Origin of the sequence: Rahnella sp. R3(2024) (genome assembly GCF_042920125.1) — a bacterium.
GTDB classification, from domain to species: domain Bacteria; phylum Pseudomonadota; class Gammaproteobacteria; order Enterobacterales; family Enterobacteriaceae; genus Rahnella; species Rahnella rivi.
The window spans coordinates 2,914,407-2,928,489 of record NZ_JBHGBU010000001.1 but is presented as its reverse complement, the minus strand read 5'-3'; the positions used below and the strand labels follow the sequence as shown (position 1 = coordinate 2,928,489).

The following is a 14,083-nucleotide window of genomic DNA, read 5'->3' as shown; positions in this document are numbered from 1 at the left end:
CCTCTTATGCCAGACGCGGGTTAACTTTGTCAGCATCGATGCCGAACTTGGTAATGGCTTCAGCCACTACTTTCACATCGATCTCGCCACGTTTGGCCAGTTCGCCCAGCGCAGCAACCACAACGTAGGAAGCATCAATTTCGAAGTGGTGACGCAGGTTTTCGCGGCTGTCAGAACGACCGAAGCCGTCGGTGCCCAGTACGCGGAAATCGCTGGCAGGAACGAAGTTACGGATCTGCTCTGCGAACAGCTTCATGTAGTCGGTTGAAGCAACAACCGGCGCATCGTTCATCACCTGAGCCACGTAAGGTACGCGTGGGGTTTCAGTCGGATGCAGCATGTTCCAGCGCTCGCAGTCCTGGCCGTCACGGGCCAGTTCAGTGAACGAGGTCACGCTGTAAACGTCTGAAGCGACGCCGTAGTCTTTGGACAGGATCTGAGCCGCTTCACGTACGTGACGCAGGATAGAACCGGAGCTCATCAGCTGCACTTTACCTTTGCTACCTTCCAGGGTTTCTAACTTGTAGATACCTTTACGGATGCCTTCTTCCGCGCCTTCCGGCATGGCTGGCATGTGGTAGTTTTCGTTCAGCGTCGTGATGTAGTAATAGATATTTTCCTGCGCTTCGCCGTACATACGAACCAGACCGTCATGCATGATGACTGCCACTTCGTAGGCATACGCCGGATCGTAAGAAATACAGTTCGGGATAGTCAGAGACTGAATGTGGCTGTGACCATCTTCGTGCTGCAGGCCTTCACCGTTCAGGGTGGTTCGACCGGAAGTGCCGCCGACCAGGAAGCCGCGAGCCTGTTGGTCACCCGCTGCCCAGCACAGGTCACCGATACGCTGGAAACCGAACATGGAGTAATAGATGTAGAACGGGATCATTGGCAGATCGTTGGTGCTGTAGGAAGTCGCTGCGGCCAGCCATGAAGATGCGGCGCCCAGTTCGTTGATCCCTTCCTGCAGGATCTGACCTTTCTCGTCTTCTTTATAGTAAGCAACCTGCTCACGGTCCTGCGGGGTGTACTGCTGACCGTTCGGGCTGTAAATACCAATCTGACGGAACAGACCTTCCATACCGAAAGTACGCGCTTCATCGGCGATGATCGGCACCAGACGGTCTTTAATGGAGTCGTTTTTCAGCATCACGTTCAGGGCACGGACGAAGGCGATAGTGGTAGAGATCTCTTTCTTCTGCTCTTCCAGCAGTTGTGAGAAGTCTTCCAGTTTCGGCATTTCCAGCTTCTGAGTGAAGTTTGGCAGACGAGTCGGCAGGTAGCCTTTCAGCGCAGCACGACGTTCATGCAGGTATTTGTATTCTGCAGAGTCTTTTTCCAGAGTGATGTACGGCAGTTTTTCCAGATTTTCATCGGTCACTGGCACGCTGAAACGATCACGGATATAGCGCACGCCATCCATGTTCATTTTCTTCACCTGGTGAGCAATGTTCTTGCCTTCGGCCGCTTCGCCCATGCCATAACCTTTGATGGTATGCGCAAGGATAACGGTCGGCTGACCTTTGGTGTTCTGTGCTTTGTTCAGTGCAGCGAAGACTTTCTTCGGATCATGACCACCACGGTTCAGCGCCCAGATTTCGTCGTCGGTCATGTCTTTGACCAGCGCAGCGGTTTCCGGATAACGGCCGAAGAAGTGTTCACGAACGTATTTACCGTCGCGGGACTTGAAGGTCTGGTAATCGCCGTCCACGGTTTCGTTCATCAGCTGGATCAGTTTGCCGCTGGTGTCTTTACGCAGCAGTTCGTCCCAACGGTTGCCCCAAATCACTTTGATCACGTTCCAGCCAGCGCCTGCAAAGATGCCTTCCAGTTCGTTAATGATTTTGCCGTTACCGGTTACCGGGCCATCAAGACGCTGTAAGTTACAGTTGATGATGAAGCACAGGTTGTCCAGTTTCTCACGGGTGGCGATAGTGATCGCACCTTTGGATTCTGGCTCATCCATTTCACCGTCGCCCAGGAACGCGTAAACACGCTGCGCCGTGGTGTCTTTCAGACCGCGGTGATCAAGATATTTCAGGAACTTAGCCTGGTAGATAGCACCGATTGGACCCAGACCCATTGATACGGTCGGGAACTGCCAGAATTCAGGCATCAGTTTAGGGTGCGGGTAAGATGACAGACCTTTACCGTGAACTTCCTGACGGAAATTGTTCATCTGGTCTTCGGTCAGGCGGCCTTCAAGGAAAGCACGCGCGTACACGCCCGGAGAGATGTGGCCCTGGAAGTACACCAGATCGCCGCCGTCATTCTCGTTGCGAGCACGGAAGAAGTGGTTGAAGCACACTTCATAAATAGCAGCAGAAGACTGGAAGGATGACATGTGGCCGCCCAGATCCAGATCTTTCTTCGACGCACGCAGAACGGTCATGATCGCGTTCCAGCGGATTGCGGTACGAATGTTGCGTTCCAGCTCCAGGTTACCCGGATACTCAGGTTCGTCTTCAACAGCGATGGTGTTGACATAATTACGGCTGGCCGCGCCAGCTGCGACGCTCACGCCGCCTTTACGTGCTTCACTCAGAACCTGATCAATCAGGAACTGCGCACGCTCAACACCCTCTTCACGGATGACCGATTCGATCGCTTGTAGCCAGTCGCGAGTTTCGATCGGATCCACGTCATTATTTACACGTTCTGACATGGTGCTTTTCCTTATCTGTATCTAATACGTTGGTTTATCTGGAGCCTGTCTTCCTGCGCTCTTAGTGACAGTCTTCGCTCTCAACAAAACGCACGAAGACAGGCCCGTCATGTAGTTGCCGTGAGCCCTCAAAGGAAGGCTCTAAAAATTAATCCCGAAGGTTAACTTTCATCTTTTCGTTGCTGGAGCCGTCGTAATGACCGATCCCGCCGGGTGTGTTCCCTGCTGAGATCCAGCAAAACTTCTTCAATGAACGCCAGGTGACGGTGAGATGCGGCGCGTGCCATTTCTGGTTCACGTGCAACAATCGCCTCGAAAATACTGGCGCGGTGGTTGCTTACCGTTGCCAGCATTTCCCGGCGTGAGTACAGCAATTCAAAGTTCTGTCGAACGTTCTTCTCAAGCATCGGCCCCATACAGCGAACCAGATGCAGCAGAACAACATTATGCGCGGCTTCTGTTACAGCAACCTGATACTGCATAACCGCATCAGCTTCTGCGTCCAGATCCCCGCTGTCCTGGGCGGTCTGAATACCCACGTGACAATCGCGAATGCGCGCCAAATCATCCTCGGTGCCTCTGAGCGCCGCATAATAGGCAGCAATCCCTTCAAGGGCATGGCGTGTTTCAAGGAGATCGAATTGTGATTCAGGATGGTCAGCCAGTAACTCGGCCAGCGGATCGCTCACGCTTTGCCACAGGTTACTTTGCACGAAAGTGCCACCACCCTGACGGCGCAGGAGCAGTCCCTTCCCTTCAAGGCTTTGGATTGCCTCTCGCAGAGAAGGTCGTGAAACATCAAACTGTTTGGCCAGTTCACGTTCTGGCGGAAGCTTTTCCCCGGGTCTTAAAGTGCCTTCGAGGATCAGGAACTCAAGTTGCTGCTCGATCACATCGGATAACTTAGGCTGTCGAATTTTGCTGTAAGCCATATATGTGCGGTTCTCTGCGAGTAGCGACTCTGTAAGTTGCCGGAGTCAATTGGTAATACCAATTTAAAAAACGTGGCCGTAAAGTAACAAAGTATTCACCTTGTGTCCATATGGCTACCCAGTAAATGCGTCGACCTCGCACAATTTAACAACTTTTTATCATTTCTCTTTTTTTCTGCCTTTAAGATCACATTTTTACGATCCTGAGCAAATTTAGCGTTAATTTGGTTATTTGTTATGCAGATGATGCATAAATCAGGTGCAAACTTTTTCGCATAACACTATTCTTGCCCAAACGGTAGATGATGCTGCTTTTTAGGCACAATCCAGCCGTAAATAATTAAATACAAAAAGTGTAATTATCGCCTTACATTCTTTCTAACACGCAGAATGCTATGGGTTTTGCCCCAATGACAGAGGACAGGTAAATGGTTGATCAACAACATGGCGATGAGCTGAAGCGCGGCCTTAAAAACCGTCACATTCAGTTGATTGCGTTAGGTGGGGCAGTCGGAACGGGCCTGTTTCTGGGCAGCGCCTCCGTTATCCAGTCGGCGGGACCGGGGATTATTCTCGGCTACGCTATCGCGGGTTTTATCGCTTTTCTGATTATGCGTCAGTTGGGTGAAATGGTCGTGGCAGAGCCGGTTGCCGGTTCTTTCAGCCATTTTGCCTACAAATACTGGGGTGGTTTTGCCGGTTTCGCTTCAGGCTGGAACTACTGGGTTCTGTACGTGCTGGTGGCGATGGCAGAACTGACCGCCGTCGGTAAATATATTCAATTCTGGTGGCCGGAAATCCCGACATGGGCTTCTGCGGCTGTCTTCTTCGTGCTGATCAACGCCATCAACCTGACCAACGTGAAAGTGTTTGGTGAGATGGAGTTCTGGTTTGCCATCATTAAAGTGGTCGCAGTGGTCGCGATGATCCTGTTCGGTGGCTGGTTGTTGTTCAGCGATACCGCAGGGCCGCAGGCCACGGTGCGTAACCTCTGGGAACAAGGAGGATTCCTGCCGCATGGCATGACCGGGCTGGTGATGATGATGGCGATCATCATGTTCTCGTTTGGTGGTCTGGAGCTGGTCGGTATCACGGCTGCTGAAGCCGATAATCCTGAAGTCAGCATTCCAAAAGCTACCAATCAGGTTATCTACCGCATTCTGATTTTCTATGTGGGCTCACTGGCCGTTCTGCTTTCCCTGATGCCGTGGACCCGCGTCGGGCCCGACACCAGCCCGTTCGTCCTTATCTTCCATGACCTGGGCGATGCACTGGTGGCAAATGCCCTCAACGTGGTCATCCTCACCGCCGCGCTGTCGGTCTATAACAGCTGCGTATATTGCAACAGCCGTATGCTGTTCGGCCTGGCTCAGCAAGGTAATGCACCGAAAGCACTGCTGAACGTCGATAAACGTGGCGTACCTGTCGCTTCTATCATGGTATCTGCGGCCACCACGGCACTTTGCGTACTGATTAACTACCTGATGCCGGGCGAAGCGTTTGGTTTGCTGATGGCGCTGGTGGTTTCTGCACTGGTTATCAACTGGGCCATGATCAGCCTTGCACACATCAAATTCCGTCAGGCAATGCGCCGTGAAGGTGTGGAAACCAAGTTTAAAGCGCTGCTTTATCCGCTGGGTAACTACATCTGCCTGCTGTTCATGGCCGGGATTCTGGTGATCATGGCGATCACGCCGGGCATGGCGATTTCCGTCTGGTTGATCCCTGTGTGGCTGGTGATCCTCGGCCTCGGTTACTGGTTCAAGAATCAGCAGAGCGGTAAGTCCGTTAAAGTCTGACCCTGAAAGGTTGTCTGACATGACGGAGGGGTTTAAACCGCGAATTGTTTAAACACCACCGGTTTCAAAAAAATCACGCGCGCCCCGGTCCGTTTTCACTGGCCGGGGCGCTTTGTTATCTGTGTCACACTTTACCCAGCATGACCAAATCGTCCATCTTCACGACTCTTACCTCCTGACTCCTCAGCCCCTCCCGCGCCAATACTCTTGGCTATCAAACAGTTTCTTAACAACTCACTTATTAACTACTAGCCGGAGACTACATCCATGAAGGAAGGCGCGCTGTCATTTAGAGAGAAAGTGGCGTACGGCATGGGGGACGCAGGGTGCAACATGATTGGCGGCGCCATCATGCTGTTTCTTAATTATTTTTATACGGACGTTTTCGGTCTGGCTCCGGCTTTGGTGGGCATATTATTGCTTTCGGTACGTGTCATTGATGCCGTCACCGACCCGATCATGGGGGCTATCGCCGATCGTACCACAACCCGCTGGGGCCGGTTCCGTCCTTATCTGTTATGGATATGTGTGCCTTATGTCCTGTTCAGCGTGCTGATGTTTACCACGCCAGACTGGTCCTACAACAGCAAAGTAATCTATGCATTTGTCACCTACTTCCTGATGTCGCTGACCTATACGGCCATCAACATCCCTTATTGCTCGCTCGGCGGCGTGATCACGGCCGACCCTCATGAGCGCGTTGCCTGCCAGTCATACCGCTTCTTTATGGTAGGGATTGCCACGCTGATCTTGTCCTCAACATTATTGCCGATGGCCGACTGGTTCGGTGGCGCGGACAAAGCGAAGGGCTATCAGATGTCGATGGGTGTCATGGCAATCATCGCGCTGTTTATGTTCCTGTTCTGCTTCAGCTTTGTGAAAGAACGTATCCAGCCGGCGGTGCCGTCCAAACATGCGCTCAAATCTGACCTGAGAGACATCTGGAAAAACGACCAGTGGGTGCGCATTCTGCTGCTCACCTTCTGCAACGTGTGTCCGGGCTTTATCCGTATGGCAGCGACCATGTATTACGTTACCTGGGTGATGGAGAAATCCACCTCGTTCGCCAGTATGTTTATCAGCCTCGGCGTGGTTGGCATGATGATTGGCAGCGCGCTGGCGAAACCGCTGACGGATAAATACTGCAAACTGAAAGTGTTCTTCTGGGCAAACATCATTCTGACCATTTTCTCCTGCGGCTTCTATTTCCTCGATCCGCACGCAACAACGCTGATTTTGGTGGCCTACTTCATCCTGAACATCATGCACCAGCTCCCTTCCCCGCTGCACTGGTCACTGATGGCGGACGTGGATGACTACGGCGAATGGAAAACCGGCAAACGTATCACCGGCATCAGCTTCTCCGGTAATCTGTTCTTCCTGAAATGTGGCCTGGCCGTGGCCGGGGCAATGGTCGGCTTCCTGCTCTCTGGTTATGGATACGATGCGGGTGCTGCCCGTCAAAGCGATCACGCAATCAACGGTATCGTGCTGCTGTTCACGGTGATCCCAGGCATTGGCTATCTGATCACTGCAGGGGTGGTGCGTTTACTGAAAGTTGACCGCGAGATGATGCGCACCATCCAGTCTGATCTTGAAATCCGCCGCCGTAATTATCGCGAGCTGAATGAATATCACGACACGAAAAATGCACCGGCCGCAGGTTCTGTTCCGCTGCACAGCAAGGAGCTTAAACATGAGTAATTATCCAAATCCTCTTATCGAACAACGTGCCGACCCGCATATCTGGCTGCACAACGATGGCAATTATTACTTCATCGCCTCAGTGCCGGAATATGACCGGCTGGAAATCCGTCGTTCTGAAACGCTGGCCGGCCTTGCCGATGCGCCTGCAAAAATCATCTGGCATAAACCGGATACCGGCCCGATGAGCGCACTTATCTGGGCGCCGGAGCTGCACTTCATCGACGGGAAATGGGTGATTTATTATGCCGCAGCGCCCTCGCAGGAGATTGTGGACGGATTATTCCAGCACCGTATGTATGCGCTGGTTTGCGAAGATGCTGACCCGCTCAGCGGAGTCTGGCAGGAGAAAGGCCGGATCCAGACCCCTCTCGACAGCTTCTCGCTTGACGCCACGCATTTTGAGCATCAGGGGAAAAATTATTACCTGTGGGCGCAGAAAGATCCGGCTATTCAGGGCAACTCCAACCTGTATCTGGCCGAAATGGAAAACCCGTGGACACTGAAATCGCCCCCCGTCATGCTCAGCAAACCTGAGCTGGACTGGGAAATCATCGGTTTTTGGGTAAACGAAGGCCCGGCAGTGATTAAGCATGGTGATAAGATTTTCATCACCTATTCCGCCAGTGCCACTGATGAAAATTACTGCATCGGTTTACTGACGGCGGATATCAACAGCAATCTGCTGGACGCTAAAGCGTGGCGTAAATCTGACCGTCCGGTATTCACCACTCACGCGGGAAACAGACAATTCGGCCCCGGCCACAACAGCTTCACCCGCAACGAACAAGGTGAAGATGTGCTGGTTTATCACGCGCGCAATTACACTGAGATTGAAGGTGACCCGTTGTACGATCCAAACCGCCATACCCGTATCAAAACCTTCCGCTGGGATGAGAACGGACTGCCGGACTTCGGTGAACCCGCCGCAGATAACCGCCCGCTGATGCTGCAACAACCCTTTAAGTCCTGAATAACATGCAAAAAGCCCGGCCATGTGAATGTGCCGGGCTTTTTTTATGCAGATTTTATATAGCGCAGACAGGCGGTACTTTTGCCGTTAAATCAACGCACCATAAATCGTTAACAGCGCAACCACGACCAGAATGATCATAGTGACCTTTCGCGCCAGCCCGACGGCTGCACGCGGCGTCTGAACCGGATCCGTATGGGGATCGCGCGCCAGAGAGAACTGCGCCAGGCGAGTCAGAACGTGATATTGCGAAGAATGAATATCTCCCAGTGAGGCAAACCACGCCGGCAACGCTTTTTCACCGTGCCCGAGCAGGGCATACGCCGCGCCCGCGAGCCGCACCGGGATCCAGTCCAGAATATGCAACAGGCTATCGACACCGGACTGAGCGCGTTTAAGCGGCGTCATGTGGCGCGCCAGCCAGGTCTGGTAGCCACGTAATACGGCATACCCACCCAGTGCAACAGGCCCGTAAGGCCCGCAGACCACGAACCAAAATAGCGGCCCCAGATAATAACGGAAGTTAATCCACAGCAGCGCATTTTGCAGCTCCCGCAAACGAGCCTCTTCACTGCAGTCCGCAGGCAGACCGTGAATCAGCGCCAGCTCCTCCGCCATTTCTTTCGTGGCATCAATATTGCCCTGACGGGCTGATTTGAGATAGGCGCGATAGTGTTTGCGTTTAACGCCAGCACCGATACACAACAGACAGATAATCACCCATAACACCAGTGAAGGAACGCCGAAGAACAGGCCCTGCACTGCACGCAAAATCGCCCAAATGACCGCCATCCAGACCACGGTTATCGCCAGCGTTTTCGCCAGAGACGTCTGCCGTCCACGGTTGAAAATCACCTCAAACCGATGATCCAACTGCCAGTGTTCACCCAGTTTGAACAACCGTTCCCAAGCCAGCACCAGCAATAAAGTAAATAACGTCATCGATTCTCACTCTCTCTCAACACATCACTCGCAGAAAACACAAACCCGAACCCGCGTTCATTCACGAGTCAGCAGAGACATTTTGCCCTGCGATGGGTGTTAGCAGCTTGCGATAAAATGCCCAGTCAAACTCAGGACCAGGATCCGTTTTACGCCCTGGCGCGATGTCACTGTGTCCGGTAATGGCATCCAGACTAATCGGATAGTGCTTAATTAACAACTCGGTAACGCTTGCGAGGCTGCGATATTGCGCCTCGGTGAAAGGCTCGAAATCAGTGCCCTCCATCTCAATACCGATAGAAAAATCATTACATCGCTCCCGCCCCTGCCAGCTTGAAACGCCCGCATGCCAGGCACGTTTATCAAAAGGCACATATTGGACGATTTCGCCGTCACGCCGGATCAGGCAATGCGCGGCAACGCGCAACTGGTGGATCCCTTCGAAATAAGGATCATCCTGCGGATTCAGCGTGCCGGTAAACAGCTGGTCAATATAAGGGCCACCAAATTTTCCGGGCGGCAAACTGATGTTATGGATCACTAACAGCGAGGGGATTTCGTCTTCAGGACGGAGATCAGAATGGGGAGAAACTACCTGCCGGGCCCCGGCAATCCAGCCATGTTCTAAGTGCATCAATGACCTCAATGATGTGCTTGGGTGGTACTTATCACAGCAACAGGGTAGCATGTTTTTTTGTCCTTCTTATCCGCCATTTCGGAGTATTTGTATGTCTACCCGCAGCTACAGCCCTGAAAGTCGCCGCGCACAGTTACTCGAACGTATTCAGAATGATATCCCCTTACTTGTGACTCAGGCTTTAGGTGAAGACCTTGGCGGCGAAGCCAATGCCAACAATGACTTAACTGCGCAATTGTTGCCGCAAGACAAGAGTGCAAGCGCGACAATTATCACCCGTGAAGCCGGTGTTTTTTGTGGCCAGCGCTGGCTGGATGAAGTGTTCACCCAGCTCGCAGGCGATAAAATCACCGTCAAATGGCATGTCAAAGACGGCGATACCCTGTCTGAAAACCAGACATTATGCGAGCTATCCGGATCTGCCCGTATGCTGCTGACCGGCGAACGTACTGCGCTCAATTTTGTCCAGACGCTCTCTGGCGTAGCCACCGAAGTCAGCCACTATGTGAAGCTGCTGGCAGGCACTAAAACGCAACTGCTGGATACGCGTAAAACCTTGCCCGGCCTGCGCACTGCGCTGAAATATGCCGTGCTGTGCGGCGGCGGTAGCAATCACCGCCTGGGCCTCGCCGACGCGTTTCTGATCAAAGAAAACCATATTATTGCCTGCGGCTCGATCAAAGCCGCCGTCGAACGTGCGCTGTGGATCCACGCGGATGTGCCGGTTGAAGTAGAGGTCGAGTCACTCGACGAACTTCAGCAGGCGCTGGATGCCGGTGCTGACATCATCATGCTGGATAACTTCACCGTGCCGATGATGCGCGAAGGCGTCACCCTGACTGCTGGCCGCGCATTGCTGGAAGTGTCTGGCAACGTCACTGAAAAAACACTGCGCGAATTCGCTGAAACGGGCGTGGATTACATTTCTGTTGGCGCACTGACCAAACATGTCCGCGCGATGGATCTTTCGATGCGTTTCAACTGATTAACCGATGCGCTATTGCCCCGGATATCCTTTCCGGGGCAATACGACTTCTTCGGACTATTTCGTACTTGCCGCATTACCCTCTCATTCTCCCCTGCCCGCTGCCAACCCTCTTTTTAAACGCCGCATCATTATTGCGAGACGCCGCGCAAAAGTTTTGACAGCCTTTTTCCCTTGCATAGTTATCCTGGAAGACATCGCGGTGAAGCCGTAAATGACGCTGGAATCAGAATTTCTCTCCGTTTAGTTTGCTGCCTGAGCAACATCCATGCAGTTACACAAAACGGAGAAAGCCATGCACCGGCAACAAGGATTTACCCTTATAGAACTGATGGTGGTCATCGCAATTATTGCGATCCTGAGCGCCATCGGCATTCCCGCCTACCAAAGTTACATCCAGAAAGCAGCCCTGACTGACATGCTGCAAAGCATGGTCCCCTATAAAACCGGCGTCGAGCTGTGCGTGATAGATGCAGGTGCGTTGACGAGCTGCAACGCAGGCACGCAGGGGATCCCTGCGACGGCCACCAGCCGTTACGTCAGCCAGATACAGGTGAACGCGGGGGTGATTTCACTGACAGGCCAGCAGGCGCTTAAAGGCCTGAGCGTTGTGATGACTCCCGTCCCGGATATCCAGGCAGGCGGTATTGTCTGGAGCAGAAGCTGCACCAATGCCGAGAGTTCGTCGATGGTGGAAGCATGCGAAAGCGTATTCCGCTTTGATACCACAGGAGCGCCATGATGACCGATATGCCACTGCGTCCCGTTTCCCCGCCTGACAGCGATCGCCTGCAAAGCGAAGCGTCGCTTGATGCGCTTTGTCAGCGTTATAAAGCGGTGATACTGCACCGCGACGATCAAACCTTACGCGTCGCCTGCCATGAGGCGGAACCCGATGCCGAGACGTTAGGCAATGTTTTGCGTTTTGCCAGCGGACTGAAAGTTCAGCTGGAGCGCTGGCCGCAGGCAAGGCTGGAGCAAATGATGGAAAAAGACGGTGCAGAATCACCACAAGAAGCAGGGAATGGGGATTCTAAAAGGCCGGAAGCCAACGAACTGAACGACCAGAGTGACGCGCCGGTGATTAATGTTCTTAATCAGATCCTGAGACAAGCGATTACCCGCCGGGCATCGGATGTTCATTTCGAACCTTATGAAAACTGCTTCCGTGTCCGTGTACGCATTGACGGCGTGTTGCAGGAGATCCCCGGCCCTGAGTTTTCGATGGCGGCCAGCGTCTGTGCAAGGCTCAAAATCATGGGACAACTGAACGTCGCTGAACGTCGTTTACCACAGGACGGACAGCTGTCGGTGGTGCTGCAAAATCAGCGCTACTCGATGCGAGTTTCCTCTTTGCCGACGCTGCATGGCGAGAAAATCGTGCTGCGTATTCTGCACATGACCCAGCAAGATCTGGCGATGTCACAGCTGGGACTCACCCTGCGAGATCTGGGATATTTCAAGGCGGCACTGAAACATCCGCAGGGGCTGATTCTGGTCACCGGCCCGACCGGCAGTGGCAAGACCGTGACGCTCTACAGCGGCTTGCGTGAACTGAATGCCATCTCACGCAATATTTGCAGCGTGGAAGATCCGATCGAAATTCCCGTCAGCGGTATTAATCAAACGCAGATTAACAGCAAAACAGATCTCAGCTTTGCCAGTGTTCTACGGGCGTTACTACGTCAGGATCCTGATGTCATCATGGTCGGTGAGATCCGTGATAAAGAAACGGCTGAGATCGCGGTAAAAGCAGCGCAAACCGGGCACCTGGTACTTTCAACGCTGCACACCAATTCTACCTGCGAAACCCTGACCCGCCTGCGTCAGATGGGCATCGAAGGCTTTCACATTGCCGCCAGTTTGCGGCTGGTGATTGCCCAACGGCTGGTGCGAAAACTCTGTCCGCATTGCCGTAAGGCGCACATGTCATTTGTCAGGAATGGCGAAAACGGACAAGGCAGACAAGTACCGATCTGGCAGGCAGCCGGATGTCATCAGTGTTTTTCAGGCTATTACGGACGGACAGGTATTTATGAAACGCTGAACATTACGCCCCGTTTACAACAGGCGCTGGTTGCAGAAGCCACCGTGAACGAACTTATCAAAATCGCCCGCGAGCAGGGGCAGATCACCTTACAGGAAGCCGGGATGCTACTGGTGGAACAAGGTATTACCTCGCTTGAGGAACTCTATCGCGTCACCGGCGAGGGAACCGGTGCATGAGTGATTTGTCAGTGCTTCATCAAACGTGGCGGCTCTATCACTGGCAGGCTATCGATAGCCAGGGAAGTATCCAGGATGGCGACAGCATTGAGGTCAGTAAAGAGGGCATTTACCAGCAGCTTTTCGCTGCTGGTTTGCAGCCGCTAAAGATTCACATGAAGCAGAGCCTGCACCGGCGTTTCTGGAAGAATCAGGAGCGGGTATCGATAATCAGGCAGCTCGCCACATTGTTGCAGGCGGGGCTGCCGCTGGTTAACAGCCTTACGCTGCTGGCCGGTGAACATCCGAAACCAGCATGGCAGTGCGTCCTGCACAATATCGCCAAAGGGGTACGCGAAGGTAGACCTTTATCGGAAATGCTCAATGCGTATCCGGACGTCTTCCCGGATATCTACCGGCAGATAATCTCCATTGGTGAGCTCACAGGACAACTGGATCAGTGTTGTTTACAACTGGCAGCCCAGCAGGAGCAGCAGGCGGAACTGAAGGCGAAGGTGAAAAAAGCATTGCGCTATCCGCTGATTGTCAGCGTCATCGCCACCCTGGTGACGCTGCTGATGCTGACGATGGTTCTGCCAGAGTTTGCCAAAATCTACGCATCCTTCGATGCGCAGTTACCCTGGTTTACCCGCATGCTGGTAGCCACCTCTGAGGTTTTGATCGGAACTGGCCCGTGGCTGGCAGGTGTTTTATCCCTTTGCTGTTTTGCTTATCTGCGCAAATTGCATCCGCAAAAAAGGTGGAAACTGAGGGAACAAAAGCTGCTGCTTACGCTGCCGTTAACATCACGGCTGGTCACCGACAGCTGCCTGAGCCAGATATTTCAGACTCTGGCGATGACGCAGCAGGCGGGTATGACATTGATTGCAGGGCTGGCAGCCGCATCGGCCTCAATGTCTAACCTGCATTTTCAGACCGCACTCGGTCAGATCCGTGAGCAGATTATGCAGGGTGTGCCCTTACACAAAGCTTTTGTACAGTCGCCGCTGTTTCCATCGCTGTGCCAGCAACTAATCAAAATAGGTGAGGAGTCAGGATCGCTGGATGAGTTACTGCTGAAACTGGCGCATCTGCATAATGAAAAAGCAAATTCGCTGGCAGACACCTTGTCACAAACGATTGAACCGGTACTTATGGCAGTAATGGGCGTGATTGTTGGCGGATTAGTGATAGCGATGTATCTACCGATATTCCAGCTGGGCTCGGTGATGGGCTGA

The 14,083-nt window shown here is 53.0% G+C and carries 11 protein-coding genes; 7 read left to right on the top strand and 4 right to left on the bottom strand.

Annotation, left to right across the window (positions count from 1 at the left end):
* Positions 1-4: 4 nt before the first annotated feature.
* Together aceE and pdhR are read right to left on the bottom strand one after the other, a co-directional pair.
* Positions 5-2,668, bottom strand: a complete 2,664-nt coding sequence (aceE, locus tag ABSH60_RS13175; RefSeq protein ID WP_056777029.1) for a pyruvate dehydrogenase (acetyl-transferring), homodimeric type — start codon at positions 2,666-2,668, stop codon at positions 5-7.
* A gap of 161 nt (positions 2,669-2,829) precedes the next feature.
* Positions 2,830-3,600 (bottom strand): pyruvate dehydrogenase complex transcriptional repressor PdhR, encoded by a 771-nt coding sequence (gene pdhR, locus ABSH60_RS13170; RefSeq protein WP_056777026.1) that lies wholly within the window; start codon positions 3,598-3,600, stop codon positions 2,830-2,832.
* A 428-nt stretch (positions 3,601-4,028) separates the two neighbouring features.
* Here pdhR and aroP point away from each other — a divergent pair, with 428 nt between their 5' ends.
* The 3 genes from aroP to ABSH60_RS13155 all read left to right on the top strand — a co-directional run bounded on the left by aroP (position 4,029) and on the right by ABSH60_RS13155 (position 8,076).
* Positions 4,029-5,399 (top strand): aromatic amino acid transporter AroP, encoded by a 1,371-nt coding sequence (gene aroP, locus ABSH60_RS13165; RefSeq protein WP_056777025.1) that lies wholly within the window; start codon positions 4,029-4,031, stop codon positions 5,397-5,399.
* A gap of 267 nt (positions 5,400-5,666) precedes the next feature.
* Positions 5,667-7,103: a glycoside-pentoside-hexuronide (GPH):cation symporter gene (locus ABSH60_RS13160; protein ID WP_390974272.1), complete on the top strand. Its 1,437-nt coding sequence runs from the start codon at positions 5,667-5,669 to the stop codon at positions 7,101-7,103.
* Complete coding sequence (locus ABSH60_RS13155; protein ID WP_122094161.1) at positions 7,096-8,076, top strand: family 43 glycosylhydrolase; 981 nt, start codon at positions 7,096-7,098, stop codon at positions 8,074-8,076. Before ABSH60_RS13160 ends, ABSH60_RS13155 begins: the two co-directional genes overlap by 8 nt.
* 87 nt (positions 8,077-8,163) lie before the next feature.
* Here ABSH60_RS13155 and ampE read toward each other — a convergent pair whose 3' ends face one another.
* Both ampE and ampD read right to left on the bottom strand, forming a co-directional pair.
* On the bottom strand, positions 8,164-9,018 hold the full coding sequence (ampE, locus tag ABSH60_RS13150; RefSeq protein WP_122094163.1) for a beta-lactamase regulator AmpE: 855 nt from the start codon (positions 9,016-9,018) through the stop codon (positions 8,164-8,166).
* A 61-nt stretch (positions 9,019-9,079) separates the two neighbouring features.
* Positions 9,080-9,652 carry a 1,6-anhydro-N-acetylmuramyl-L-alanine amidase AmpD gene (gene ampD / locus ABSH60_RS13145; protein ID WP_056777012.1) on the bottom strand — a complete coding sequence of 191 codons (573 nt, stop codon included), beginning with the start codon at positions 9,650-9,652 and terminating at the stop codon, positions 9,080-9,082.
* Positions 9,653-9,746: 94 nt separating this feature from the next.
* On the opposite strand from ampD, the gene nadC reads away from it, so the two are divergent.
* From nadC to hofC, 4 genes are all read left to right on the top strand, one after another.
* Positions 9,747-10,640: a carboxylating nicotinate-nucleotide diphosphorylase gene (gene nadC / locus ABSH60_RS13140; protein WP_136375833.1), complete on the top strand. Its 894-nt coding sequence runs from the start codon at positions 9,747-9,749 to the stop codon at positions 10,638-10,640.
* Positions 10,641-10,935: 295 nt separating this feature from the next.
* Positions 10,936-11,382, top strand: a complete 447-nt coding sequence (ppdD, locus tag ABSH60_RS13135; RefSeq protein ID WP_390975761.1) for a prepilin peptidase-dependent pilin — start codon at positions 10,936-10,938, stop codon at positions 11,380-11,382.
* Entirely contained in the window at positions 11,382-12,866 is a 1,485-nt protein-coding gene (gene gspE / locus ABSH60_RS13130) for a type II secretion system protein GspE (protein WP_390975759.1), read from the top strand. The genes ppdD and gspE overlap by 1 nt, the downstream gene beginning before the upstream one ends.
* Complete coding sequence (hofC, locus tag ABSH60_RS13125; protein ID WP_390974271.1) at positions 12,863-14,083, top strand: protein transport protein HofC; 1,221 nt, start codon at positions 12,863-12,865, stop codon at positions 14,081-14,083. Before gspE ends, hofC begins: the two co-directional genes overlap by 4 nt.

What these genes read in the sequence shown, in the direction of transcription:
- aceE (WP_056777029.1), bottom strand. Translation starts at nt 2,668, where the DNA reads ATGTCAGAACGTGTAAATAATGACGTGGATCCGATCGAAACTCGCGAC.
- pdhR (WP_056777026.1), bottom strand. Translation starts at nt 3,600, where the DNA reads ATGGCTTACAGCAAAATTCGACAGCCTAAGTTATCCGATGTGATCGAG.
- aroP (WP_056777025.1), top strand. Translation starts at nt 4,029, where the DNA reads ATGGTTGATCAACAACATGGCGATGAGCTGAAGCGCGGCCTTAAAAAC.
- ABSH60_RS13160 (WP_390974272.1), top strand. Translation starts at nt 5,667, where the DNA reads ATGAAGGAAGGCGCGCTGTCATTTAGAGAGAAAGTGGCGTACGGCATG.
- ABSH60_RS13155 (WP_122094161.1), top strand. Translation starts at nt 7,096, where the DNA reads ATGAGTAATTATCCAAATCCTCTTATCGAACAACGTGCCGACCCGCAT.
- ampE (WP_122094163.1), bottom strand. Translation starts at nt 9,018, where the DNA reads ATGACGTTATTTACTTTATTGCTGGTGCTGGCTTGGGAACGGTTGTTC.
- ampD (WP_056777012.1), bottom strand. Translation starts at nt 9,652, where the DNA reads ATGCACTTAGAACATGGCTGGATTGCCGGGGCCCGGCAGGTAGTTTCT.
- nadC (WP_136375833.1), top strand. Translation starts at nt 9,747, where the DNA reads ATGTCTACCCGCAGCTACAGCCCTGAAAGTCGCCGCGCACAGTTACTC.
- ppdD (WP_390975761.1), top strand. Translation starts at nt 10,936, where the DNA reads ATGCACCGGCAACAAGGATTTACCCTTATAGAACTGATGGTGGTCATC.
- gspE (WP_390975759.1), top strand. Translation starts at nt 11,382, where the DNA reads ATGACCGATATGCCACTGCGTCCCGTTTCCCCGCCTGACAGCGATCGC.
- hofC (WP_390974271.1), top strand. Translation starts at nt 12,863, where the DNA reads ATGAGTGATTTGTCAGTGCTTCATCAAACGTGGCGGCTCTATCACTGG.